Below are 25,301 nucleotides of genomic sequence, written 5' to 3'. Positions count from 1 at the left end.
TACCAAAAAGCTACTTGAGGTAATACTTTTTTTCTTCCAAAGATGTTAATTGACTCACCTTATAAAAAGCTTGTGTACAAGGAATACTACAAGAAATTTTATCTTCATTAATCGTTAATGTAATCCTTCCTTGACTACCATTACCTACTAGTTTTCCAGCTATTATTAAGGCCATAGTTGTAATAATTCGAACCATAAATTTGTTTTTTGATGATGAATGAACTTTGATGATGATAGGTCAAAAGTAGGTTGCGGTGTAGAATGAAGAAAACAATTCATACCCAATTGTCGAATTTATAGGATGAATTGTATAAATTCGATATAAAATCAATATTTTAGTGCTCCAACCTTATATCTATGAAAACCGTTAAAACCTACAAACTACTTAGATTTAGTGCCATTTTTTTAATCCTTTTAGCATTAGACATTATTGTTTTAAACAAACCTGAATTACAAGATCTTAGGTACATTACAAAACCAAGTCTACTTAGTTCCTTGCTCATTTTTTTCTATTTCAGGAGCAAACATTTAGAATCCATATCCCGTAAATTAGGAATGACTGCACTCTTTTTTATGCTATTGGGCGATATCTTACTTATGTTTGTGCCGAATTCTGAAAACTATTTTATTGCGGGTCTATTGGCTTTTCTTATCGGAAATAGTTTTTATATCGCCTTGTTTTTTCAACGAAAAACGATCCGTCTCAAAAAATTCTTGCTATTTATTGCTTTTCTTTTAACATACGCCTTAACTATTCTATTTATCATTCACGATAGCCTAGGCTCATTTTTCTTGCCAGTAGTAGTGTACATGATAGTGATGCTCAATATGGCTAAAGCGGCATTTTTGCGTTGTATAGAAGTGAATACTGCAAGTTATTATCTCGTGCTGATTGGTGTTATACTTTTTTTAGTTTCTGATACTATTTTAGCCATTGACAAATTTCATGAAACCATACCTTATGCAGGAACCTTGATCATGCTTACCTACGGACTAGGCCAATGGGGAATCACGCTTGGTGTTGTTAAACAAGCAGCTCTTAAAAAAGGATAAATATTTAGAGGTTAAAGAGGTTTTCCGTAACTTCGTAACCGCATTTTTTGACATTTAAAACCGAACATAATGAATAAGTACGATGTTATCGTTTTAGGGAGTGGTCCAGGAGGATATGTTACTGCTATCCGCGCCTCCCAGCTAGGATTTAAAACTGCCGTTGTAGAAAAAGAAAACCTTGGTGGGGTATGCCTTAACTGGGGATGTATCCCAACCAAAGCATTATTAAAAAGCGCCCAAGTATTTGACTACCTTAAGCATGCTGAAGATTACGGACTTACCGTAAAGGAATATGACAAAGATTTTGATGCCATCATTAAACGTAGCCGCGGAGTTGCTGAGGGAATGAGTAAGGGTGTTCAATTCCTTATGAAGAAAAATAAAATTGAGGTAATTGAAGGATTCGGCAAGTTAAAAGCCGGAAAAAAAATTGATGTTAAGGATAAAGACGGAAAAACAACAGAGTATAGTGCTGATCACATTATTATAGCTACTGGAGCACGCTCTAGAGAATTGCCTAGCTTACCACAAGATGGTAAAAAAGTCATTGGATACCGTGAGGCTATGACGCTTCCTACCCAGCCTAAGAAAATGATCGTTGTGGGAAGTGGCGCTATTGGAATTGAATTTGCTCATTTCTACAACTCAATGGGAACAGATGTGACCGTTGTAGAATTTATGCCAAACATTGTTCCGGTTGAGGATGAAGAAGTTTCAAAACAACTAGAGCGCAGCTTTAAAAAGGCAGGTGTTAAAATTATGACTTCTGCTGAGGTCACCAAAGTAGACACCTCTGGTGCTGGAGTAAAGGCTACCATAAAGACTTCTAAGGGTGAGGAAATACTAGAAGCAGATATTGTGCTTTCAGCTGTAGGTATTAAAACCAATATTGAAGGAATTGGGTTAGAAGATGTAGGTATTGCTGTTGATCGTGATAAAATTTTGGTAAATGATTACTATCAAACCAACATACCAGGCTATTACGCTATTGGTGACGTAACTCCGGGTCAGGCCTTAGCTCACGTTGCTTCTGCTGAAGGTATTCTATGTGTAGAAAAAATCGCAGGAATGCACGTTGAAGCATTGGATTATGGTAATATACCAGGATGTACCTATTGTACCCCTGAGATTGCTTCTGTGGGTCTTACAGAAAAGCAGGCCCGTGAAAAAGGACTTGATATCAAAGTTGGGAAATTCCCATTCTCTGCAAGTGGTAAAGCCAAAGCAGGTGGAAATTCTGACGGATTTGTAAAAGTGATTTTTGATGCCAAATATGGTGAATGGCTAGGTTGTCACATGATTGGTGCTGGTGTTACGGATATGATAGCTGAAGCTGTTGTAGCGCGTAAACTTGAAACCACCGGACATGAGGTTCTTAAAGCTGTACACCCACATCCAACCATGAGTGAGGCTGTGATGGAGGCTGTAGCAGCAGCCTATGGAGAGGTAATTCACATTTAATTTAACGATGTTATTATATAAAAATCCCCTGAAATTCAGGGGATTTTTTCATTTCTAATGGGATAAGATATCGCAATACCAAAACGAATTATCTATAGTATTTCCATTCGAATCGTACGTTGGCGGATAACTTTTCAGCACTTTTTCTCCAATGGTAAACGCTACTCTATTTTTAAACAAAGGGCCATCATAAACGAATGTATGAAATTCCCCATTTTCCCCACAGGGGTCCACCCCTTGTGGAAGTCGTTTTATAAAATTTTCATCCAATTCACAACCTACAAAAGAAGCATCCATATACTTTGCATTTACACAGACAACAACGGCTTTAAATCCTAATTCCGTGAATCTGTTTACAAGCCCATACGTGTCTTGCTTCCATAGAGGAAAGACAGCCTTTAATCCCGCCTTTTCTAGTTGCTTTTCACGATATAGTCGTAAATCTTCCAAAAAAATATCTCCAAAAGCAGCATGTGTATATCCTTGTTTCTTTAATTCATCTATGGCGGCTCCTATAATTTCGTTATAACGTTCCATAGAGTCTGTCTTAGGTAGGTAAATGGGCATCCAATCTAAACCCAATGCTTCAATCTGTTTCTTCACCATTTCCAAGCTAATCCCATGCATGGACACTCTCATAGTAGAGCTATGAAGTGTAGTTAGCAACTTAGTAACAGGAATTCCTTGTTGTAGAAGCTGATAAAGAGCCAAGGCCGAATCTTTACCCGTACTCCAATTAAAAAAATACATAATGCCCTCTTACATTAAAAAACTTTGGATAGCAAGTGCATAACTTTGCATACCAAAACCTAAAATTACACCTTGTGCATTCGGAGAAATGTAAGAAACGTGTCGGAAAGATTCTCTAGAGAATGTATTCGAAATATGCACTTCTACAACCGGTGTTTTTATTCCTTTAACAGCATCTCCAATGGCAACAGAAGTATGAGTATAAGCTCCTGCATTAAGAATAATACCATCATGGTCAAAACCGGCCTGATGTAGTTTATTGATGAGCTCTCCTTCGACATTAGACTGGAAATACTCTAAAGTGACATTAGGATATTGCATTTTTAGACCTTCTAAAATATCCTCAAAGGTTTTATTCCCATAAATCTCAGGTTCTCTTTTTCCAAGTAGGTTTAAATTAGGTCCGTTGATAATTAGTATTTTCATTAACAATTATTTTTGGCTAAATTAAAGAATAAGGGGTAAAAGTAAGAAGTACTACTGTTTAATTTAACTTTGAACGTATCTCCTTAATTCGTTTTTCCTTTTCTGGTTGCCTATATTTCTGAGCATAAGGTGTATGATAGGAATGAGATTCCAAAAATTTAATCTGCGCTTTGTTCCATTCCTTCTTATCCTTTAGTACTGAAAAATATTTTAGTTCTTGAAAAAGCTGGTCACTTATACTATAAAAGTCAGACCGTCCCAGGTAATCCAAATCAGCATCGCACAATATTTTTTCCAACTCATTTTTAGGGTGCTGAGGAATTCTTGTAGCATAAATTAAATTGACAACGGTTTCTGTATCCAAAGAGTTAAAATTACACTCCCTCATCAGTTCACGACTTATTTTAACACTATGTTCTTCATGATTAATATTCGATACTGTAAAACCGATATCATGCAATAGTGCTCCTAACCTCAATAGTTTTGCGGGATGTGAGGGTATTTTATTTCGTCTTATATATTGGTTACATACGTTAAGTACATTTAACGTATGATGTATCCCGTGATAGGTAAGACTTTCAGAGAGTTGATCCTTTAATATTGACAATGCTTTTTTCCTAAGATGGTTGTAACCTTTCATCCTGTATAGAGTTATGAAATATTTGGGGAACTAAAACAACATTGTAAGCCATAATACTAACAACAATACCACGTATATAAAACTATAGGCTAAATACTTAACCGATTTTTGAACGCTTTTAAATTTATGATCAATAATTTTACTTCCAATATACACTTGTTGACTTAACTGATCATACAAGAGTTTCTCGTTATTACAAATTTTACAGTAGGTTTTACTGAACTGATGAATATCTCCATACTTTCGGACAGCATCACTAAAAAAGAACACATTATTGTCATATTTAAGCTCCATCCGAGGAATAAAACAATTAATGGCATAATAAATTGATATGCCCACAAACAATAACCATAGGCACACTAAAACAATAAACATAATGCTGTCTTGAAATGTTTGTTGTAGAGAATCTAGTCTATCAAAAAAAACTCCCACCAGTAGGCTGTGAAAAGAAATTATAAGTCCTGCCTTAAGTTCTGACGCTCGTATAAGTCTATCTAAACGCTCAATTTGCATCCAGTAATTATATGATTCTTCTTTCATGCGATGACCATAAGATTAGAGATATTTAAGAATTATAAGGTTAAAAAAAATCCATTTTATTAAAGGTACAAAAAAACTACATAATGACCTCACTATAAACATCTTAACCAAATACTATTTTTTCCCTTTTACAAAATACATTTTCATCATTCCTTTATTTTTTACATCTATCATTCCCCTATACTCACATTCAAAAATATCCTTTATTAGAAGATAGGTGTTTTCAGAAATATTAATCTGTGCGGGGTCTGAAGCATTTTCCATGCGAGAGGCCACATTCACCGCATCACCCCAAATATCATAGGCAAACTTCTTTAGCCCTACTACTCCAGCCACCACTGGCCCGGTATTAATGCCTATCCTAATATTAAAATTGGCTAACAGAGATTCCTTTTTTCTGGATTCTTCAACAAATCCTAGTATTTCAATGGCGGCTTCCACAATTTTAACAGGATGATTTTCTTCAGGAAAAGGCAGTCCTCCAGCACACATATAAGAGTCCCCTATGGTTTTTATTTTTTCAAGCTGGTATTTTTCAATGATTGTATCAAATTTGGAAAAGAAGTAATCGACGCTCTCTACCAATGCTTCTGGTGCCATCCCTTCCGAATATTTTGTAAATCCTTGAAAATCGGTAAACATAACACTTACAGAATCAAATCGCTGTGCTTTAACCTTACCATACTCTTTTAATTCTAGCGCAGTTTCATAGGGTAAAATATTGAGTAACAGCTTTTCAGAACGATTTTTTTCTTCTTCAATTATATGATTGGTACGTTTGACGTACTTATAGCGATTATACATCCCTAAGGCTAAGAAAAATACCAATACAGAAGTAATAGCTGATACGTATACCAAACTTTTCTGTCGCTTTTCTCGAAGTTGAATAATTTCTGATTCTTTTTCTAATAGTTCTATCTGATCTTGTTTCTTTTCCAAATCAAAATCAAATTGTAATCCGCGAATTTTATCATTGGTTTCCAGATTGAACAATGAATCTTTGTAGGCTAAAAAAAGCTTTTGATATTTGAAAGCGTCCTCATATCGACCTAGTCCTTCATAGGCTACAGACATGCCTTTATAAATGTCGCGCAATTCATATTGTAATCCTACCTCTTTAGCTATACTAATAGCCTTGTTATAATACTCAAGTCCCTTTCGTGGATTCGTAGGTTGATAAATAGTGGCTAGGCCCATTAAAGCCTGCGTAATAGGCAATGGTTGATTATTTTCTTGAGCTAGTTCATATGCTTTTGTAAGGTGTTCTATGGCAGCCTCTGAGCTACCCATCCGATATTCAGTTTCTCCAAGCTTGGTCAAATTATGCGCGTATAATGAGGAATTTTCATTATAGGGAAGGGCTTCTTTAAAATAATTTTGAGCTTCTTTATACCTTCCTTGCTTTAAATAAATTTCACCAACTCCTAACAAATAGGAAGAAGTAAGTTGGCTATCTTTAAGGTTTTGGAGATAAGGTTCTGCTCTATTATAATAATCTAAGGCTTTTTCATAATCATTTGGATTATCAGAATACACCCCCCCAATGTTTAATAAAGAAGTGACCATCCGGATGGTATCTCTTTTCTTCTCTGAAATACGAAGGGAAACCAAATAATTTTCAATAGCCTTGGTATTAGCACCTTGAGTATAATATACGGCCCCTAAATTATTAACCATATTGGCAATACCTACCGTATCCGAAATACGCTCAAAAGTTTCAAGTGACTTTGTCCAATATTCCATCACATTGAGGTAATCTCCTTGGTAGTAATACACCAACCCCATGTTTTTTAGGGCATAACCTTTTCCTCTTAGATACTCAATTTTTTCTGCTAATTGTAGTGCTTCGTTGGCATAACGCAAAGCCTTAGTCTGATTATCTGACTGTAGATATTCGGAACTCAAATCATTAAGTGCTAAAACCATGGAGCTATCACGTTCCATGGTTTTAATAGCACTAGTAAGACTATCTAAACGTGCTTGTTGAGTATATGCTCCCCCTGTAATTAGGAACAGAATAGCTAAAAAACACCTGTTTCGATTCTTTTTAATCATAGTTTACATGTTTACTGCTTTATCATCCTAATTATTTTTACATCTGTTTCTTGAGCGTTTCGGATACGCACAAGGTAAATGCCTCTAGGATAATGTCCAACATCTACTGTATGGGTTTGTGATTGTATTTTGTATTCTTTGGAATAAATCATTTTTCCACTGATATCATATATTTCTACTACATCCCCTTGTTCCGGCATTTTTTTATACACAGACAGTAGATGAGAAACTGGGTTAGGAAAAATGCGATAGGATACTTCTCCTACGTTTAGCGTATTGGTTTGAGAAACATACCCCTGAATTTGTTTATCCACAGAGGCTACCCCTTCGGTTAAGGTCCTAGAAAAAAGTGTGGTAGTAGATTCTTCGATCTCTTTAGAGCCGCATCGATTAGAATCCACACTAGCATCTGAAGAAACTGATGTCTTATGCGTACTTTCCATTGTGGTTAAGCTCCATGTCATTCTTTTACCATCAAATCGTATCGCAAAAATTCCGCTCCCTGGTTGAAATACGATTGGAGTCTCACCAGAAAACTGAGCTTCTCCTGATATAAAATTATCAGGTCCATGTGGTACATAAATGGTATATGGGTTCGGGTTTTCATATCTAAAATTAGCAACGAAATACAATCCATCAGGATCATCAGCATTATCACCAACACAGTCTAGGTAGGTACGTAATTTAGATAAAGCCTCACCATAAGGATTTACATACAACATGCCTTGCCTGATATAATTAATGGAATAATTTTCAGGATTTTCAATGACAATATAAAAGGCACCAAGGTCCCCTACTTCATATTCCTTACCCGATTCATTAATAAACCGGTATGAAACACCATTTGGAAATACAGTTTCTAGATTTTCATCATTGACAAAACCCGTAATATCAGTAACTAATAAATCTGTATTAGGCTCGACTCCCTGATTAATAACCATATCCTGGGTAGACACATTCAATATTCCTGGATCGACAGTTAAAGTCCCCATTTGATAGGTAATAGAAAAATTAGATGCCATAGCGGAAAGGAATGCCCCAGGAAATACTCTATGGGTATCACCTTGCTTATTTGCGGTCAATCCTGTTACCACATTCATTGCATACAGCTGTGTCACACCAGTGTCGTCACTTCCGTCTAATACATCAATTACCGAAAATATTTCCGAATAATCATTTTTATCGTCGGCTCCTCCCAAATCACTTGAATTAACCACAGCGTTAAATCGATTCTCAAAAGATTCATCGTAGAGATCAATATTACCATCTAATAAATCTATTGTTTTTACTATCGCAATAAATCTATTCACAACAGCTGCAAAACGATTGTTTTCAACAGTACCCAATGAATTCAAATAATCTTCAAAATGCGAATTATCTAGTTCACCTATATTCATACCGTTAACAACTGCATTAAATCGATTCGTAATGGTATTATCTGACACACTCCAACTGCTATTTTCAAGAACTTCCATGATGTCCTGGCCATTAACTACTGCCGCAAAACGATTTATAACTACCAAGGCATTTGCGCTATAAAAAGAGGCACCATATGACTGGGCTATCGATTCCCTAAACTGATCAATATCCCCTATTCCATCTAATGGAAACGTATAGGAATGTGCCACGGTAAATGGATCACCATAGCCAATATGAATTGGTTGGGGTGTTATCAATAACTCATTTTTAGACACTGTCAAAACTCCTTTACTGAAATTAACCTGAAATTGTTCTAGCTGTTCTTCAGTTAAAGGAGATTCAAAATCCGCTTCAATTACATAATTATTTACATCAGGATAAGGCATTAAAATAGAGGCTGTAGAATTAATAACTACATTAGGAAGATTAACCATGTCTATAGTGGTGCCTTCAGGTAATCCTTCCACTGTAAAATCAAATACAATATCTTGTCCAAATAAAACCTCCAAAGAATTGGCTATGATATTAATCGCAATCTTATCCCCATCAAAGAAGTAGAGTGGATTTGAACTTCCGCCGTCTGCTCCTCCAGGACTCATTGAGTCTGTAACTACCGTAAGTGCTGGATTACCTGAAAAAGTTCCCACTTTTGCCACAATTTCTGTTTCAGAAACAGAAACAATTTCCAATTCTTCTCCGTTAAAAATCACTTTAGGGTTTTCTGGAAAATAGGCTCCAATGATCGTTACTTCAAATGGCTCTGCACTTGGTGTAACCCCTTCTTCCACTATCAATGTGATTAATTTAGGTGTCTGAGCAGCAATTTGTTTAAATGCAGCGTTTGCATCCAACAATCCACTTCCAACAACCTCATTCATACCACCAGGTCTAGCTGTAGAGGTAAACAATTGAAGTATTTCACTGGCAGTTGTTTGTGAGCCATTACTAATCCCATCAGGATACCAAAAAGGTAAGGCTGATTTCATTAATGCAAAAGCAGCAGCAGCATGTGGTGCAGCGGCCGAAGTACCATAAAAATTTGGGAAGCTATCTTCATCAGAATTATCTATTCCTATCGAACCCACATTTGTGTTAACACCATCTGGAGCGGCAAGATCTATTTGGATCAATTGTTGATTTGAAAGCATTCCTCCATACGAGGAATAGGCTTGTGGTGTAGGGTTCTCTCCATTTCTATAATCAACTGCTGCTACAGAAACTACTTCTGAACTCATCGCGTGACCAGTAACTGTTGGTGCTCCAAAGTACTCAAGTATGTCTAATCCAGATGATCTAAATGCGACATATCGAAATGACAATCCTGAAGGAGGGTTCCCGTTAGCACTTGTTATCATAATATTTGCCTGGGCCTCTGCAGTCGCCTCAAAAACAATAATTTCGGTAGGATCTCCTCCAATGTTAATCCGATTATTTCCTACCAACAATTCTCCATTATCTGTAACCACATAAACATCCAAATCTGTGCTGGCGCCTGTCATATTTTCTTGTGAAGCCATAGATTCATCCCATTGTAATACCAACATATAAACTCCGGGGACTACGTTGAATTTTTGCAAAATATCTTGTGTACCATCCTGGTTAGTTCCAAATACATGCGCTCTTACCCCACTATTAGGAGCCAGAAAATTTGTAGTTGGTTGTGTTAGTGAAGCTGAGAAATTAGACTGATACCCATTATTCGAAAAATTCCCTGCAGAAGTAACATACATTTTTCCGGTTTGTTGAGTAAATTGTTCAATGGCTTGAGCTATTCGACCATTTCCAAAAAAAGGTTCCGTTATAAATGTGATATCATCAACAATAACATCACAATTGGTGCTTGCCAAGGCTTGAACACCTAGCTCAAAATCTCTAGGGGACACCACCCCAGTGTGAAACGCTAACTGTGCCCCTGGGGCAACATCGTGAATAATTTGTAACATAGCGCGCCCTTCATCGGAAGCCACACCAAAGGGATAATCCTTTAATACTTCCACTGGGGTTATAAAGCCATTTGGATTTCCTTCACCGGGTAAATCTCCATTAAGCACATCAACTGTTGCTTTACTTGCTCCCGTATAAGGTTGTTTATCGTAACTATCTGAAAGTACTCCTACTTTAACCCCAGTTCCATTAACTGGAAAGACCTGATCATTATGCCAAATTTTAAAAGCATCTTTAACCATATCCGATTGTTGAGTTACATCTCCTTGTGAAGTCACAATCCCCATATTAGTTACAGTTGGGTAAAGAGTTCTAACAAAATTTATAATATCTCCTCTAGCATTAAGCTCTAATAACTTATCAATTGGAAAATACACATCCAGAGAGGATAAGTTATGTTCAATAGTTTCCTGTGGATTAATAACAAAGTCTGACTCTAATGGATTAGAATTATAGGATAGGAAAAAAGTACCAGTAAGTAGTGTTAATACTTCTTGCATCTTTTGGCTTTGAGGCACAATTTGAATTAGTACTTTCGAATTTCCTCGTATTTGAAAAATAACATCTGAGGGCTGATCACCAGCCGTTTGACCTGCAAGTGAGGTAAGCTCCATCCCAATGAGATCATTGCTTTTCCCACTACCTTGTCCGTATACAGGAAAAATAACACCACCATCTCCTTCAGGACAGTGAGAAGAGTTGGCACTAGCCACTACTTTATGTACATTACCACTAGGGGTAATTACAGTCCATTCTACATTATCCTTAGCATTAAAATCAAACCAGAAAGCCTTGTCCACACTTCCTGCCTTAAATACATTAACACCCTTTTTCTTTTGATGGGTTGATTCAATGATAATGTAACTGTTGTTTTCATCCACCGTAATCTCTCGACGATTGGGATTATCATAACCAAAGTAAGCCCTATAGGTGCTGTATCCAATATACTGCGTACAGGCCCGGATAATAACTTCCTTATCTTTAGAACCCCCTTTTTGGGCACTGGCTACAAGGGAAAAGAAAAAAAGGAACAAAGTAATACAAATACTTAAAATCTTGGGGACAGGAATAACCTTCCATGCCTTAATGGAAGGCGGATAGTAGTGAGTTTTCATAGTGGTTCTTTGTTGGTTAAAATATATTCTTCCTTAGTCTAAAGACTATTTCCTTCCAAAAGGTTTTTGTATAACAAAAAATGTATGCCACAAAAGCCTACTAACTAATATTGCCAAAAAGGAATGGGGAGGTAATAATGGGGATTTTAATTGAAGAACGCATTTAAGCGAGAAGATCAAAAAGCACTAAGTAAGTCACTATAAGAATTGTCGGCAAGTCAAATGTATAAAAAAAAACATTACAAAATTGAAATATCATTCTTTTTAAACACTGTAAACCAATCAATTAAAGAATAAACAAACAAAAAAGGACACCAATTGGTGTCCCTTATCGTCATATATAAAATTAAATTAGAATCTATATCCTACACCAATTTGTAAGGTATTGATACGTGTTTTAGCATCAAAATCAGGTGTACGATTGGTAAGTTCAAAAGCATAACGAGCTTCAACAAAGAAATTCTCATTAATATCATACCCTAATCCTGCACCTAAGTCCAATCCAAAAGAGTTAATTGTGTCTTCAGTATCTTCCAAAAACAATGAACCTTGAGGTCCAGCTTGAATGTTAAATTGTTCAGCTACATAGTACTTGAACATTATTGGAATGTGTAGAAAGTCAGCCTCATCTACACTTGCATAAAGCACAGCTGGTTGAACATGTAATACATCCGAAAGTTTAAAATCAGCATTAGCGCCAACAAAGAAACCACTTTCATCAACAGATGCAGACATTCCATCACCAGAAACCTTGATGGTCGTATTAATATAACCCGCAGTTACACCAAATCTAGGTTTTTCTTGTGCATTTGAAGACACAACAAAACCAACAACAGCTAAAGCTGTTAACAATAGTTTTTTCATAATTTTTTAGTTTTGAATAGTCCAAAGATACATCAATTATCAAAAATCAATAACAGTTAGTAGGTTTTTTTTAACATCAGCAAGGCTAATTTCCTTCATAGATTATTTCAAATTTGAGTTACCTTTACCATTATGAAGTGGCAAACAACTCTATCCTCTTATCGTAATTACCTTAAAATTGAACGTGGACTATCTCAAAATTCCATTAACAGCTATGTGATGGATATTGAGAAACTCATCAGTTTTCTAGATGAAAACAAAATACTAGTTACACCACTTACCATCACCGATGAAGAAATTCAACAATTCGTGTATTCGGTAGCGCAAAAGATAAATCCTCGGAGTCAGGCAAGGCTTATTTCTGGCCTAAAGAGTTTTTTTAAATACCTCATCTTTGAAGGCTATCGTAAAGAAAGCCCTATGGAACTCATTGAGACACCTAAAACAGGTCGAAAACTACCAGATACGTTATCTGAAGAAGAAATTGACAAACTTATAGGAGCTATTGAATTGACATCCCCTGAGGGGGAACGAAATCGTGCAATACTAGAAACTCTATACGGATGCGGACTTCGGGTTTCTGAACTTACAAACCTGAAATGTTCAGACCTTTTTTTCGATGAAGGTTTTATTAAAATAACTGGTAAAGGTAATAAGCAACGCTTAGTTCCTATTGGTGCACACACACAACGCTATATTAGCTTGTATATCAATGAAATTAGAAATCATTTAACTCCCAAAAAAGGGCATGAAGATTATGTCTTTTTAAATCGACATGGAAAGCAATTAACCAGAGCTATGATTTTTACCATTATCCGTAACCTAGCAACATCTATTGGATTGAAAAAAACCATTAGTCCACATACGTTCAGACATTCTTTTGCCACACATTTATTGCAAAATGGAGCTAATCTCCGCGCTATTCAACAAATGTTGGGACATGAAAGTATTACCACTACTGAAGTATATATGCATTTAGACAGAACTCATCTTCAAGAAATTGTTACTATGCACCATCCTCGAAAATAGGAATCATTCACTAAATAGCAATCACCTACTCTTGTATACCATAGGTGTCAATCAGATATACCAGGGCGGCCATAGTAGCGGCTCCTAATTCCAATTCTCTCTTATTAACAGCATCAAAAGTATCACGTTCAGAATGATGATGATCAAAATAACGTTGAGAATCAGGGCGCAAACCGGCCAAAACAACCTTTCCATCCTTCAATGGCCCTACATCAGCTCCACTCCCTTTACGATCAAACAAATGGATATAATAAGGTTCGAAAAGTGATTTCCACTGAGTAATGTGATCATAATTTGCTTGATTTGTATCAAAGCTAAATCCTCGGGGTGTAAATCCTCCGGCATCACTTTCCAAAGCTAGAATATGCTTTTCATTTTTGCGTTTGGCTTCCTCTGCATATTTTGTAGCTCCTCTTAGCCCATTTTCTTCATTCATAAACAATACCACTCTAATGGTACGCTTAGGTGTATATCCCAACTCAGTAAACAATCTTATTACTTCCATGCTCTGAACTACGCCAGCTCCATCGTCATGCGAACCATCTCCTACGTCCCAAGAATCAAGGTGTCCTCCAACCAAAATAATCTCATCAGGGTATTGACTTCCCTTTATTTCTGCGATCACGTTATGTGACTCTACATCTTCTAACACTTGACTATTTTGCTTAAAATAAAACTTTGTTTTTGGATTGAGAGAAAGAATACTACTTAATAAATTAGCTCCATTAGTACTAATTGCAGCCGCAGGTATACGTTTAGAAACTGGTAAATCACCATAGGACATGGAACCGGTATGTGGATAATCATCATTAGCCAATGTAACCGAACGCACAATCACACCTATGGCACCTAATTTTCCAGCTTCCAATGCCCCGGCATAACGCTGATCCACGCAGCCACCATATGATTCAAATGTATTGATAAGTTCATCTTGCATAGGTCTGTTATAAAAAACAATTTTTCCCGAGACCTGGGAAGGATCAAGTTTCTGTAAGTCCTCAATACTCTTTACTTCGATAAGCTCCGCTTTAATACCACTAGCCGGAGTAGCCACTGAACCACCCAACGCTAAAATTGGCACCGTGGTTGTCATTCCGTTTTTAGTTTCTATATAGGCAAATTCAGGTAAACCACGTACCCATTTGGGTACCATTACTGGTTGTAACCAACTATTTACCCCTTTTATAGATTTTAATTCATTTTTTGTGTAATTCACTGCTAATTCAGCATTCACAGAACCAGATAGGCGATGTCCTATAGTGAGAGAAAGATGTTGAAGCCATTCATAACTTTTACCATTAGACAAGGCCTCATTATAAATCTTTCTAAGCATCTGCTCGTCTTTTGTCTGGGCTTGCGTAAAAGAAATACACAAAATAAGTAGTAGGGCAATTCTATTCATGTTCAGCTTCAAGTTGTTCTTTATAAATATGTAAATTTTTCAAGGTTTCAGAGTCTAATTCTGGTTCCCTTACATCAGTATAAGCACTTAAGTGGGACCATAATACAGATGCAATAATATAACGTGCTGCTTCTTTATTATCAGCGGGTACGACAAACCAAGGGGCCTTTTCCTTTGATGTTTGGGAAATGGCTTCTTCATAACATGATTGGTAAGTATCCCAAAGGTTGCGTTCTTTTAAATCTCCAGGAGAAAATTTCCAATTATGCTCTTCCTCTTCCAATCTTCGAAGTAAACGCTTGCGTTGCTCCTCTTTAGATAGATGTAAATAAAATTTGAAGACCAATACTCCGTTTTCCGAAATGTGTTTTTCAAAATTATTGATTTGATCAAATCGATTTTGCCAAAAAACATCATCAATATCATCAACACTTGTCACTCCAGGTATATTTTCATTCAGTATATACTGGGGATGTACTCTAGTTACCAGCACATTTTCGTAGTGTGTACGATTAAAAACACTGAATTTACCTCGTTCTGGTAAGGCTATATAGTGTCTCCATAAATAATCATGTCTTAACTCCTTATCGGTGGGTGTTTTAAAACTATGTACGACAACTCCACGACTATTAAAATCCTTAAACAGTTCTCGTATAAGACTATCTTTTCCTGCTGTATCCATTCCTTGAAAACACACTAATACCCCATACCGTGCATGAGCATACATTGTATCTTGAAATTTTGCTAACTTTTTACGGACCTTTTTAAGAGCTTCTTTTAATTCCTTTTCATCCGAATTAAAATCTTCTAATGTAGGAATTGAGGCAAGTTTCACAGGGCCTGTAACCTTATATTTTTCGACTGAAATAGTTTTCATAGTGTGAATATCAATTTTACTTACTTGCAAAAAGTCTTACATCACTTTCACTGACCTCTTTTCCTCCCAATATGATTAAACGCTCAACTACATTACGTAGCTCTCGTATGTTCCCTGTCCAATCATATTCTTGTAAAAGTTTAATGGCTTTATCTGAAAACTGCTTAGGGGTGTTCCCTTGTTCTCCTGCTATTTTTTCAGAAAAATGTCTTACCAATACGGGGATATCTTCCCTTCGATCATTTAAGGCAGGAACCTTGATAAGAATAACAGCTAATCGATGATATAAGTCTTCCCTAAAACGGCCTTCTTCAATTTCTTTCTGTAAATTTTTATTAGTAGCAGCCACTACTCTAACATTTACTTTAATATCCTTATCACTTCCTACTCGAGAAATTTTATTTTCTTGCAAGGCTCGTAATACCTTTGCTTGTGCAGACAAACTCATATCACCAATTTCATCTAAAAAAATGGTTCCTCCATTTGCCGCTTCAAATTTACCAGCACGGTCTTTTACAGCGGAAGTAAAAGCTCCCTTTACATGTCCGAACAATTCACTTTCTATCAATTCAGAGGGTATTGCTGCACAGTTCACCTCAATCATCGGGCCCGAGGCTCGTTCACTCTTTTGATGTAACCAATGTGCGACTAGTTCTTTTCCTGTACCATTAGGTCCAGTAACCAGTACTCGTGCATCGGTAGGAGCCACCTTCTCTATAATATCTTTTATTTGCATTATTGCTTCACTATCTCCAACCATCTCATAGTTTTTACTAACCTTCTTTTTTAAGATTGTATTTTCAACTACCAGCTCCTTTCTATCTAGTGCATTGCGAACCGTATTAAGTAATCTATTCAAATCGGGTGGTTTGGATATATAATCATAGGCTCCCAAACGCATAGTATTTACGGCAGTTTCTAAATCACCGTGACCAGATATCATAACAAAAGGAACTTCTGGTTTAAGTTGTTTAGCTGCTTCAAGAACTTCAACTCCGTCCATCTTCGGAATTTTAATATCGCAAAGCACTAAATCATAATCTTCTTTTTTCACTTTTTCCAATCCTAATGCTCCATCTTCAGCCTCATCAACCTCATAGGCATCGTTTTCCTCCGTAAGGATTTTTGTCAATACACGACGGATAGCCGCTTCATCTTCAATAATTAATATTTTAGGCATATATCAAACGTTTAAGTAGGTCTTTAGGTTTTAGTAATAATATGTACATCTCGTTGAGGAAATGGCACAGAGATATTACGGGCATTAAATTGTTGATTAATTCTAAATCGCAAATCACTTTTTATTCGAGGGGTAATAAACCCATCACTTACAAAAAAATAAAGTTCAAAATCAAGAGATGACTCCCCAAAATTGCTAAAAATAACCATTGGTTTAGGGTCTTTTAGCACCAAAGTATGAGAATCAGCTACTTCCAATAAAATCTGTTTTACCAATTCCACATCAGTACCATAGGCAACTCCAACACTCACATTTTCCCGCAAAATATTTCCATTTTGAGTATAATTGTACAACGTATCATTCATGAATTTATGATTAGGCACCACCAATACCCTACCATCTCTATTGATAACTCTGGTACTTCGTAACCTAATTTCTTCAACTCTTCCCACAATACCATTTACCTCCACTATATCTCCTACATGCATGGATTGATCTAAAATAAGTAGTATCCCAGAAATAATATCTTGAAAGAGTTGCTGTAGCGCAAATCCCAATCCAACAAAAAGTGCAGCAGATGCCGTTAAGAATACATTCATATTGACACCTGAGGCATTCAAAGTGAATATAACAACTATGATATACACTCCATATTTTAACACCTGAAAAATACTGACAAACTTGTTGCGATCCTGAACAGGTAATCGTTTACTAATTGTTTTTCTTACAAATCGTAGTAAAATATTGGTTAGAATAAACGCCAAAATAACCGTTACCACCGTCAAAACACTGATGGTAACTTTTTCTGTATTGACGATCTTGAACAGAAATATTTTTCTAAACAATTCTATGAGTTCATTCATCAGGCCTTACTTAGTATTTTAACCATTTAAACAATTCTTTGTAGGTTGGTTTTTTGCCATACATTAGAATCCCAACACGATAAATCTTTGCAGCAAACCAAACCATTACCATAAAGGTGAGGTACAACAGCACTATTGAAATAACCAGCTCCCACCATGGCACACCAAAAGGAATACGCATGAGCATAACTATAGGAGAAGTAAAGGGAATATACGAAAAAATGACCGAAACAGTACCATGAGGATCTTCTATAACGGTAAAGAACCCAACATAAATTGCCAGCATTAATGGCATAATAATAGGAAACATGAATTGTTGCGTGTCGGTCTCATTATCAACAGCGGCACCAATAGCAGCATACAGGGAGCTATACAACAAATACCCACCTATAAAGTATACTAAAAAAGCAATTACCAAGGTCACAATAGGCATATGTCTAAGCTCATATAAAACAGCTGATATTTCCTGTTGCATCCCTTGCTGAGTAGCTACTGTTTCCAACATTTCACGTTGTGGAGTTTCTAAACTACCTACATCCATCCCAAAAAACATGGAAAGCCCCGTTAATAAAAGCGCACCTACTAGTACCCACATAAGAAATTGAGTCACTCCCGCTAGAGAAGTTCCAATAATTTTCCCCATCATCAACTGAATAGGCTTTACTGAAGAAATAATAATTTCAATAATACGGTTGGTCTTCTCCTCGATGACACTTCTCATAATCATGTTACCATAAATAATAATAAACATCATTAATAAATACCCCGCTGCTCCCCCGAAAATAAGCTTTAGCACATTTCCCATTTTTGAAGTCTTTTCACCAGTAAAATTTTCAAGCTGAATAGACACAGGTATCTTAGCTTCATCAATTAGAGAATAGGAAACATTTTGAGCGGCTAGATTCATATGAAAAATCTTATTCTCCAATTTTTCTGAAATAGCTTCAATAAAAGTAAATCCTGGAGATTCCTTTGAGAAAAATTCAATTGTATTTGTCAAGGTAGAGATAGGCTGATCAGGAATATGTAATAATCCAAAATAGGAGCCCTTTTCTGTCAGCAATTTAGCTTCTTCAATAGTTACTCCATCAAGAAACTCATATTTAGTAAATTGAGTGTCATTAAATTCCTCAGCGAAAAGACCAGATTCATCTATAATGGCTACTGTCCGTAGTTTATTACTATTAATACTTGAAAGATATCCCACTAAAGCTGCCAAACCAATAAAAATTAAGGGACTTAAAAATGTCATTACAATAAACGACTTATTACGCACTTTTGTAAGATACTCTCGTTTTATAACTAAAAAAAGATGATTCATATTCAATGGTTCTTAACAGCTTTTATAAAAATATCATTGGCACTAGGTATGACCTCCGAAAAATGAGTGATATTTCCCTTGGATAGTAATTCATTCAGCAAATCATTTGGCTGATATCCATTTGGTAACTGTACCCTTAGTTTTAATTCTTCATTAACAGAACTAAAAAATGCTTCTCCGACGGTATACTTTTGAGCAAGCTCACTTTTCAACAAGGCAATATTTTCCGTCTCAATTCCTATCTCGAAGGTGTTACTTCGATAAGCCCTTTTAATATCAGCAAGTTTACCGTCTACTATTTTATTTGACTTATGTATTAATGCAATATGATCACATAACTCTTCTACTGATTCCATCCGGTGAGTAGAAAATATAATTGTAGCTCCTTGTTCTCTCAGGTACAGAATCTCATCCTTAATAATAGAGGCATTTATAGGATCAAATCCACTAAAAGGTTCATCAAAGATTAACAATTTTGGTTCGTGTAACACTGTAACCACAAATTGAATTTTTTGAGCCATTCCTTTAGAAAGTTCTTGCACCTTTTTATTCCACCAGTCCCCGATTTCGAGACGATCAAACCAAAACTTAAGTTTCTTTTGAGCATCTGACTTTGACAGTCCTTTCAACTGAGCTAGATAAAGTGCCTGCTCACCTACTTTCATACTTTTGTATAACCCTCTTTCTTCAGGCAAATACCCTATTTGGGTTATATGATGTGGTTGTAAGGGCTCTCCATTAAATAAAACCCTTCCTTTATCCGGATAGGTAATTTGATTAATAATTCTAATAAACGTAGTTTTCCCTGCACCATTGGGACCTAGCAGTCCAAAAATACTACCTCTAGGAATTTCCAACGATACACTATTGAGCGCCTTAAAGTCCCCATAACTCTTTGAAACTTCATGCGCAGCCAAAAGGTTGCTCATACATATTGGTTTTATCCAAAGATATTGAAATCAATAAAAATTAGGTGTGTTTTATCGTTTTTTTAAGTAGAGAAACCCCTTTAAATACAAAACCCATCCTTAAAATAAATCAAGGATGGGAAAAATTGCTATGAAAAAGAAAAAATTACTGCTAATCAAGTTAGCACGTATTCAAAGATACATTTTTTTCATAAAAATCAAAGTTTAATTATGAAATTATGAAAACATATCCTTTACTTTCTCAAAAAATGATTTATCGCTCTTCTCAGGCTTAGGAACAAAATTTTCATCATGCTGCATACGTTCAAAGAAGTCGCGTTGTTCTTTAGTCAAATTTTTAGGAGTCCACACATTTACATGTACAAGTAAATCTCCACTTCCGTATCCATTAATACTCGGAATACCTTTTCCTCTAAGACGTAAAATCTTACCTGATTGTATTCCATCTTCGAGTTTAATACGTACTTTACCTGTAACGGTATCGATCTCCTTTGAAGTACCTAAAACAGCCTCAGATATACTTATATACAAATCATAATGTAAATTATCTCCTTCACGTTTTAAAAAGTCATGTTCAACTTCTTCAATGGCCACAATAAGATCTCCTGCGATTCCATTTCCTGGAGCATCATTACCCTTACCTGAAACTTTAAGTTGCATTCCATCTACTACTCCAGCAGGAATTTTTATAGATACCGTTTCTTCTACCACTCGCATTCCTTGCGAATCAGCGTCAGATGGTTTCTTATCTATCATTTGACCACTTCCACCACAACTGGTACAAGTAGTAGCCGTTTGCATGCGACCCAAAATGGTATTGGTAATACGGGTTACCTGACCTGTCCCATGGCAGGTTGCACATGTTTTATACGTTACACCTTCCGCCTGAACTTTGCGACGTACTTTTACTTTCTTATCTACTCCATTGGCTATTTCATCCAATGTAAGTTTCACACGAATACGTAGATTACTACCCTTTGGACGTCTTTGACCTCCGCCAAATCCTCCAAAACCAGAAAAACCACCCCCAAAGGCACTGCCGAAAATATCTCCAAACTGACTGAAAATATCATCCATATTCATCCCGCCTCCGCCAAATCCTCCTGCGCCTTCAAAAGCTGCATGACCGTATTGATCATAACGGGTACGTTTTTGCTCATCACTTAAAACTTCATAAGCTTCTGCAGCCAGCTTAAACTTCTCCTCAGCTTCCTTATTGCCTGGATTCTTATCAGGATGATATTCTATTGCTTTTTTACGGTATGCCTTTTTAATTTCAGCCGCCGTGGCATTTTTGTTAATCCCTAATATTTCGTAATAATCTTGCTTCATATGGTGTTTTTTTAGGGCTTATTGGCCTACAACTACTTTTGGAAAACGTATGATCTTATCGCCTAATTTATATCCCTTTTCTATCACATCAATAATTTTCCCTTTTAATTCCTCCGTAGGCGCGGGTATTTGAGTAATAGCTTCATGTATCTCTGCATCAAAAACATCCGAAGCGGTTACCTCAACCTGTTCTAGACCTTTTGATTTTAGAGTATTCAACAGTTTTCCATGTATGAGCTCTACTCCTTTCAACAATTCTTTTTCTTCAGACTTAGAGATCTGGACTAATGCACGATCAAAATCATCTAAAACAGGCAACATCGATTGTAAAACATCTTGACCAGCCGTTTTAAATAACTCAATTCTTTCTTTAGCAGTACGTTTTTTATAGTTTTCAAATTCAGCAAATAAACGCAAGAATTTATCTTTCTCTTTAGCTAAATCTTCTTGAAGAACTTCTTCCACAGTAAGTTCTGGTTGTGGAATGCCTTCATGGGCAGTTTCATCATTATTTACAGTACTATCGAGAGTTGGATTGTCAATAGTCTCTTCATTCATTTTATCTTTTTTACTCATAACACAGGGCTACTTTACATTTTCAACTAAAAATCGGTGGCAAAAGTACTGCCAATTGTTTAAAAATGTCAAAATGTCACAAGGATTTTTTTAAAAAGAGACAGGACTTACCTTCACCTTACTTGTTCAAAAGAAGGTTATCCAAGGCTAAGCCTAAATTAGGATAGGTATATATAAAATGGGAATCTTCAACTTTTTTAGCGCATACACGTTGACTATCATAAAGAAGAGTAGCCATTTCCCCTAAGAGTAGCTTCATAATTGACTTAGGAATAGCTGGCAGCCATAATGGTTTATGCAATCGGGAAGCTATTTCATGTAGCATTTTTTTATGAGTTACTGGATTTGGAGCAACCGCATTATAAACACCGTAAAGATGCTTTTCTACTAGGTGCTCAAACAAGGATATCAAATCCTCAATATGAATCCAAGATTGCCATTGCTCTCCACTACCAAAAGTAGCGCCAACTCCCTTTTTCACAGGAGCCACTAATGCAGGCATTGCCCCTCCTTTCATTGATAAAACCAGCCCAATACGAAGTACAGCAACCGAGATCCCTAATTGATTAAAAGCCTGGGCGGCTTCCTCCCATTTGATTACAACTTCAGAAAGAAAATCGGTCTCTTGAATCTTTTCATCTTCTGTATAATAATGGGTATACGAGTGCGGATATATACCAATAGCGGAGGCGGTGACTAATTGCCTTACTTGATGACCTTTGTTTTTTTTTAATAATTGATAAAGCATCTGTAAAGATAGAACTCGGCTTTCTACAATTTCATTTTTATAAGACTTTGTCCATCTTTTAGCGATCGAACTACCAGCCAAATTAATCACAACAGAAACACCATTCAAACAATTCTCATCAAGGATACCAAGGGAAGGGTTCCAATAAAACCCTTTGTGATTAGCCTTATTAACAATTGCTTCTTTACGCGTTGTAAGGAAATGTACCGTATGACCAGCCTTTAGAAAAAGTGCAGTAAGTTCTGACCCTATAAGGCCACTTGCTCCGGTTATTAAAATGGTCATTGCTATTTTTTTGTACAAAAATACATTGTAAACAGCAGCTAAACCAGCTTTTTACCAAAGGTTTAACAACACCTTACAAAAGAATTTACTCCTCTTTCCAAGCACGAAGCATTTCTCTCTTTCCCGGAGGTCCCTTTAACTTTTCAACCCTAAAACCCACAGCCAACATAGCTCTTCTAGCGCTACTTTTTGAAGAATAAGTAACTAGACATCCCCCAGGGCAAAGGGCTTCATACATTTTTTTAAATACACTTTCAGTCCACAATTCAGGTTGAACTCTAGCGCCAAAAGCATCATAATAAATGAGATGAAAGCGGGAATCATCCGAAATCTGTTCAAACTGTTGTTTTCTTTTATTCAAACTAAAATGAGGAGCAATTACTACCTCCTTATCCCAAGAGACTTGATGCATCTGCTTAAAAATGTCCTTATGAGCTTCTGCATCAAGTTGTGAGATATAATTAAGTTCACTGAGCTCATCTTTTTCAACCGGATAGGCCTCAACGCCTTCATAACATATACTAAGTCCCAATTTAGGAGACTCCAAATAGGTTATAAAAGCATTCAGACCAGTTCCAAATCCAATTTCCAGTATGGCTATTTTCCTATTCTGAAAACACTTAAGCCCATTTTCAATAAATACATGACGCGCTTCATTTACCGCTCCATGTGATGAATGATAATGTTCTTGCCACTCTTCTAGACGAATTGTTGTAGACCCATCTCCCGTTGTGATGATACTCCTTTTCACTTTTATTGTTTTATTAATACTCCAGCAGCTTCTATTGAATAGGTTTTTTTAGGAAGCGTTATAGCCGCAATCTCTTCCGCTGATTTTCCAGCATCCTCTGCAAAATGCCTTTGATCCTCTACTGACATTTCTTCTACAAATGCCTTGCCATCCACAATAACTTCTTTACCAGCAATATCCTTTGGCATAAAAAAGGCGTAATCTTTAAACTTCACCATGGCCTGAGTACCATCCTCCAATCTTAATTTCATCCAACATCCTTTTGATTGACACACTTCTTCAACTATAGCCGTATATTTCACCTGCGTAGTATCTCCAATTCCCATAGATTTATAATTGGCATACATTTCCTCAACTTTTATGGCATTATTTGGAGTAATACTGTCTCCATACGATGCATAGGCTATTGTTTCTTCAACAACCTCGGAAGTCTGTTCGGTTGTTTGTTTGTTGTTTTCAGTTTTACATGCATACAATAAAGTAGCTGTCATGAGTGTAAATACAACTTTTTTCATAAAAAAATAGTTTTTCAAAAATGAATTAATGGTTTTTGTTACAGATACAAATAAAAGAATTTTTGTTACATTTTTAGTTTTTGGTCTTTCAATAATTCAATAACTTCGCAGAAAATAACGATTTATGGAGCAATTACACACTTCTCTTGCTGTTGAAAAAGCTGCTCAGAGCAAAATCGACCAAGTAGATTTCAGTAAATTAGTATTCGGTAAAAATTTTACCGATCATATGTTTATATGTGAATATAAAGATGGTAAATGGCAACAACCTAGAGTAGTTCCATATCAACCAATCACATTGGATCCTTCTGCTAAAGTTTTTCATTACGGACAAGCTGTTTTTGAAGGTATGAAAGCATATAAGGATGCTAATGATGACATTTTCCTATTCCGCCCGGAAGAGAATTTTAACCGAATTAATAAATCTAGTGAGCGTTTGGCTATGCCTGCATTTCCAAAAGACTATTTCTTCGAGGGCCTTACAACTTTACTAAAGTTAGATAAAGAATGGATTAAGAAGGGGAATGGTAATTCGCTATATATCCGACCATTTGTCATTGCTACTGAAAGTGGTGTTATGGCCTCTCCTTCTATGGAATATACATTTATGATTATATGTTCACCCGTACAATCCTACTACGGTGGAGAAGTTAAGGTGAAAATAGCGGACTATTACAGTCGTGCAGCCAATGGTGGATTTGGTGCGGCAAAAGCTGCAGGAAACTACGCTGGTCAGTTTTATCCGACTAAACTTGCCAATGAGGAAGGGTACCAACAAATCATATGGACCGATGACGCTACCCATGAATATTTGGAAGAAGCTGGGACAATGAACATCTTTTTTAGAATTAATGATACCCTACTTACATGTCCGACCAGCGACCGTATTCTAGATGGTGTTACTCGTAAAAGTGTTATAGCAATGGCTCAACATATGGGTATCGATGTTGAAGTACGTCCAATAAAAGTTAGTGAACTGGTTGAGGCAGCCAACAATGGAAGTTTAAAAGAAATGTTCGGAAGTGGTACTGCTGCAGTAATTAGTCCTATTTCTGGTTTTGCTAACAAAGACCAATTCTGGGAACTCCCAAAACAAGAGTCTCCAATGGCTCAACAAATAAAACAAGCAATTGTTTCACTTCAATACAATGAAACTGAAGACCCATTTGGATGGAGAGTTAAAGTAGATTAGTATATAGTAAATTATATAAAAAAGCTCGGAAATT

At 36.3% G+C, this 25,301-nt stretch carries 23 protein-coding genes; 4 read left to right on the top strand and 19 right to left on the bottom strand.

Annotated features, from left to right (window positions below; translation table 11 throughout):
- Positions 1 to 10 precede the first annotated feature (10 nt).
- Positions 11 to 196 (bottom strand): hypothetical protein, encoded by a 186-nt coding sequence (locus PT603_RS01470; protein ID WP_008237996.1) that lies wholly within the window; start codon positions 194 to 196, stop codon positions 11 to 13.
- A 161-nt stretch (positions 197 to 357) separates the two neighbouring features.
- Between PT603_RS01470 and PT603_RS01465 the strand changes: the two genes are divergently transcribed.
- Both PT603_RS01465 and lpdA read left to right on the top strand, forming a co-directional pair.
- On the top strand, positions 358 to 1,053 hold the full coding sequence (locus tag PT603_RS01465) for a lysoplasmalogenase (protein WP_008238007.1): 696 nt from the start codon (positions 358 to 360) through the stop codon (positions 1,051 to 1,053).
- Positions 1,054 to 1,122: 69 nt separating this feature from the next.
- Positions 1,123 to 2,514: a dihydrolipoyl dehydrogenase gene (gene lpdA, locus PT603_RS01460; protein WP_008238009.1), complete on the top strand. Its 1,392-nt coding sequence runs from the start codon at positions 1,123 to 1,125 to the stop codon at positions 2,512 to 2,514.
- Positions 2,515 to 2,568: 54 nt separating this feature from the next.
- On the opposite strand, the gene PT603_RS01455 is transcribed toward lpdA, so the two are convergent.
- The 7 genes from PT603_RS01455 to PT603_RS01425 all read right to left on the bottom strand — a co-directional run bounded on the left by PT603_RS01455 (position 2,569) and on the right by PT603_RS01425 (position 12,267).
- A complete protein-coding gene (locus PT603_RS01455) occupies positions 2,569 to 3,264 on the bottom strand; it encodes a Dph6-related ATP pyrophosphatase (protein ID WP_008238011.1) in 696 nt (231 codons plus the stop codon).
- 9 nt (positions 3,265 to 3,273) lie between these two features.
- Complete coding sequence (aroQ, locus tag PT603_RS01450; protein WP_008238012.1) at positions 3,274 to 3,690, bottom strand: type II 3-dehydroquinate dehydratase; 417 nt, start codon at positions 3,688 to 3,690, stop codon at positions 3,274 to 3,276.
- A 58-nt stretch (positions 3,691 to 3,748) separates the two neighbouring features.
- Complete coding sequence (locus PT603_RS01445) at positions 3,749 to 4,330, bottom strand: HD domain-containing protein (protein WP_008238013.1); 582 nt, start codon at positions 4,328 to 4,330, stop codon at positions 3,749 to 3,751.
- Positions 4,331 to 4,360: 30 nt separating this feature from the next.
- Complete coding sequence (locus tag PT603_RS01440; RefSeq protein WP_008238014.1) at positions 4,361 to 4,870, bottom strand: Pycsar system effector family protein; 510 nt, start codon at positions 4,868 to 4,870, stop codon at positions 4,361 to 4,363.
- 114 nt (positions 4,871 to 4,984) lie between these two features.
- Positions 4,985 to 6,925, bottom strand: a complete 1,941-nt coding sequence (locus tag PT603_RS01435; RefSeq protein WP_008238015.1) for an adenylate/guanylate cyclase domain-containing protein — start codon at positions 6,923 to 6,925, stop codon at positions 4,985 to 4,987.
- An 11-nt stretch (positions 6,926 to 6,936) separates the two neighbouring features.
- Positions 6,937 to 11,403 carry a T9SS type A sorting domain-containing protein gene (locus tag PT603_RS01430; protein WP_008238016.1) on the bottom strand — a complete coding sequence of 1,489 codons (4,467 nt, stop codon included), beginning with the start codon at positions 11,401 to 11,403 and terminating at the stop codon, positions 6,937 to 6,939.
- 351 nt (positions 11,404 to 11,754) lie between these two features.
- Positions 11,755 to 12,267 (bottom strand): porin family protein, encoded by a 513-nt coding sequence (locus PT603_RS01425; RefSeq protein WP_008238017.1) that lies wholly within the window; start codon positions 12,265 to 12,267, stop codon positions 11,755 to 11,757.
- A 132-nt stretch (positions 12,268 to 12,399) separates the two neighbouring features.
- Here PT603_RS01425 and xerD point away from each other — a divergent pair, with 132 nt between their 5' ends.
- Positions 12,400 to 13,296 (top strand): site-specific tyrosine recombinase XerD, encoded by an 897-nt coding sequence (gene xerD / locus PT603_RS01420; protein WP_008238018.1) that lies wholly within the window; start codon positions 12,400 to 12,402, stop codon positions 13,294 to 13,296.
- 25 nt (positions 13,297 to 13,321) lie between these two features.
- On the opposite strand, the gene PT603_RS01415 is transcribed toward xerD, so the two are convergent.
- The 11 genes from PT603_RS01415 to PT603_RS01365 form a co-directional block, all read right to left on the bottom strand.
- Positions 13,322 to 14,698: a M20/M25/M40 family metallo-hydrolase gene (locus PT603_RS01415; protein WP_008238019.1), complete on the bottom strand. Its 1,377-nt coding sequence runs from the start codon at positions 14,696 to 14,698 to the stop codon at positions 13,322 to 13,324.
- Complete coding sequence (locus PT603_RS01410; protein WP_008238020.1) at positions 14,691 to 15,575, bottom strand: PPK2 family polyphosphate kinase; 885 nt, start codon at positions 15,573 to 15,575, stop codon at positions 14,691 to 14,693. Before PT603_RS01410 ends, PT603_RS01415 begins: the two co-directional genes overlap by 8 nt.
- A 16-nt stretch (positions 15,576 to 15,591) precedes the next feature.
- A complete protein-coding gene (locus PT603_RS01405; RefSeq protein ID WP_008238029.1) occupies positions 15,592 to 16,755 on the bottom strand; it encodes a sigma-54-dependent transcriptional regulator in 1,164 nt (387 codons plus the stop codon).
- 23 nt (positions 16,756 to 16,778) lie between these two features.
- On the bottom strand, positions 16,779 to 17,618 hold the full coding sequence (locus PT603_RS01400) for a mechanosensitive ion channel family protein (protein WP_008238031.1): 840 nt from the start codon (positions 17,616 to 17,618) through the stop codon (positions 16,779 to 16,781).
- A gap of 10 nt (positions 17,619 to 17,628) precedes the next feature.
- The gene (locus PT603_RS01395; RefSeq protein ID WP_008238032.1) at positions 17,629 to 18,939 is read right to left on the bottom strand and encodes an ABC transporter permease; all 1,311 of its coding nucleotides are present in this window, start codon (positions 18,937 to 18,939) and stop codon (positions 17,629 to 17,631) included.
- A 2-nt stretch (positions 18,940 to 18,941) separates the two neighbouring features.
- On the bottom strand, positions 18,942 to 19,868 hold the full coding sequence (locus tag PT603_RS01390) for an ABC transporter ATP-binding protein (protein WP_008238033.1): 927 nt from the start codon (positions 19,866 to 19,868) through the stop codon (positions 18,942 to 18,944).
- 216 nt (positions 19,869 to 20,084) lie between these two features.
- Positions 20,085 to 21,200, bottom strand: a complete 1,116-nt coding sequence (dnaJ, locus tag PT603_RS01385) for a molecular chaperone DnaJ (RefSeq protein ID WP_008238034.1) — start codon at positions 21,198 to 21,200, stop codon at positions 20,085 to 20,087.
- Between the two features lie 18 nt (positions 21,201 to 21,218).
- A complete protein-coding gene (locus PT603_RS01380) occupies positions 21,219 to 21,776 on the bottom strand; it encodes a nucleotide exchange factor GrpE (RefSeq protein ID WP_008238035.1) in 558 nt (185 codons plus the stop codon).
- Positions 21,777 to 21,894: 118 nt separating this feature from the next.
- Positions 21,895 to 22,809: a TIGR01777 family oxidoreductase gene (locus PT603_RS01375; RefSeq protein WP_008238036.1), complete on the bottom strand. Its 915-nt coding sequence runs from the start codon at positions 22,807 to 22,809 to the stop codon at positions 21,895 to 21,897.
- An 85-nt stretch (positions 22,810 to 22,894) separates the two neighbouring features.
- Positions 22,895 to 23,560 (bottom strand): tRNA (5-methylaminomethyl-2-thiouridine)(34)-methyltransferase MnmC2, encoded by a 666-nt coding sequence (mnmC2, locus tag PT603_RS01370; protein ID WP_008238038.1) that lies wholly within the window; start codon positions 23,558 to 23,560, stop codon positions 22,895 to 22,897.
- Positions 23,561 to 23,562: 2 nt separating this feature from the next.
- On the bottom strand, positions 23,563 to 24,075 hold the full coding sequence (locus PT603_RS01365; RefSeq protein ID WP_008238039.1) for a DUF4920 domain-containing protein: 513 nt from the start codon (positions 24,073 to 24,075) through the stop codon (positions 23,563 to 23,565).
- A 124-nt stretch (positions 24,076 to 24,199) separates the two neighbouring features.
- Here PT603_RS01365 and PT603_RS01360 point away from each other — a divergent pair, with 124 nt between their 5' ends.
- Complete coding sequence (locus PT603_RS01360; protein ID WP_008238040.1) at positions 24,200 to 25,267, top strand: branched-chain amino acid aminotransferase; 1,068 nt, start codon at positions 24,200 to 24,202, stop codon at positions 25,265 to 25,267.
- The last annotated feature ends 34 nt before the right edge of the window (positions 25,268 to 25,301 follow it).

The organism is Imtechella halotolerans (genome assembly GCF_028743515.2).
Classification (GTDB): domain Bacteria; phylum Bacteroidota; class Bacteroidia; order Flavobacteriales; family Flavobacteriaceae; genus Imtechella; species Imtechella halotolerans.
Note: the sequence above shows the minus strand (reverse complement) of the source record. Positions and strands in the feature narration are given on the sequence as shown.

Bases quoted from the DNA above. Each gene is read 5' to 3' on its own strand.
- PT603_RS01470 (WP_008237996.1), bottom strand. From the start codon at position 196: ATGGTTCGAATTATTACAACTATGGCCTTAATAATAGCTGGAAAACTA.
- PT603_RS01465 (WP_008238007.1), top strand. From the start codon at position 358: ATGAAAACCGTTAAAACCTACAAACTACTTAGATTTAGTGCCATTTTT.
- lpdA (WP_008238009.1), top strand. From the start codon at position 1,123: ATGAATAAGTACGATGTTATCGTTTTAGGGAGTGGTCCAGGAGGATAT.
- PT603_RS01455 (WP_008238011.1), bottom strand. From the start codon at position 3,264: ATGTATTTTTTTAATTGGAGTACGGGTAAAGATTCGGCCTTGGCTCTT.
- aroQ (WP_008238012.1), bottom strand. From the start codon at position 3,690: ATGAAAATACTAATTATCAACGGACCTAATTTAAACCTACTTGGAAAA.
- PT603_RS01445 (WP_008238013.1), bottom strand. From the start codon at position 4,330: ATGAAAGGTTACAACCATCTTAGGAAAAAAGCATTGTCAATATTAAAG.
- PT603_RS01440 (WP_008238014.1), bottom strand. From the start codon at position 4,870: ATGAAAGAAGAATCATATAATTACTGGATGCAAATTGAGCGTTTAGAT.
- PT603_RS01435 (WP_008238015.1), bottom strand. From the start codon at position 6,925: ATGATTAAAAAGAATCGAAACAGGTGTTTTTTAGCTATTCTGTTCCTA.
- PT603_RS01430 (WP_008238016.1), bottom strand. From the start codon at position 11,403: ATGAAAACTCACTACTATCCGCCTTCCATTAAGGCATGGAAGGTTATT.
- PT603_RS01425 (WP_008238017.1), bottom strand. From the start codon at position 12,267: ATGAAAAAACTATTGTTAACAGCTTTAGCTGTTGTTGGTTTTGTTGTG.
- xerD (WP_008238018.1), top strand. From the start codon at position 12,400: ATGAAGTGGCAAACAACTCTATCCTCTTATCGTAATTACCTTAAAATT.
- PT603_RS01415 (WP_008238019.1), bottom strand. From the start codon at position 14,698: ATGAATAGAATTGCCCTACTACTTATTTTGTGTATTTCTTTTACGCAA.
- PT603_RS01410 (WP_008238020.1), bottom strand. From the start codon at position 15,575: ATGAAAACTATTTCAGTCGAAAAATATAAGGTTACAGGCCCTGTGAAA.
- PT603_RS01405 (WP_008238029.1), bottom strand. From the start codon at position 16,755: ATGCCTAAAATATTAATTATTGAAGATGAAGCGGCTATCCGTCGTGTA.
- PT603_RS01400 (WP_008238031.1), bottom strand. From the start codon at position 17,618: ATGAATGAACTCATAGAATTGTTTAGAAAAATATTTCTGTTCAAGATC.
- PT603_RS01395 (WP_008238032.1), bottom strand. From the start codon at position 18,939: ATGAATCATCTTTTTTTAGTTATAAAACGAGAGTATCTTACAAAAGTG.
- PT603_RS01390 (WP_008238033.1), bottom strand. From the start codon at position 19,868: ATGAGCAACCTTTTGGCTGCGCATGAAGTTTCAAAGAGTTATGGGGAC.
- dnaJ (WP_008238034.1), bottom strand. From the start codon at position 21,200: ATGAAGCAAGATTATTACGAAATATTAGGGATTAACAAAAATGCCACG.
- PT603_RS01380 (WP_008238035.1), bottom strand. From the start codon at position 21,776: ATGAGTAAAAAAGATAAAATGAATGAAGAGACTATTGACAATCCAACT.
- PT603_RS01375 (WP_008238036.1), bottom strand. From the start codon at position 22,809: ATGACCATTTTAATAACCGGAGCAAGTGGCCTTATAGGGTCAGAACTT.
- PT603_RS01365 (WP_008238039.1), bottom strand. From the start codon at position 24,075: ATGAAAAAAGTTGTATTTACACTCATGACAGCTACTTTATTGTATGCA.
- PT603_RS01360 (WP_008238040.1), top strand. From the start codon at position 24,200: ATGGAGCAATTACACACTTCTCTTGCTGTTGAAAAAGCTGCTCAGAGC.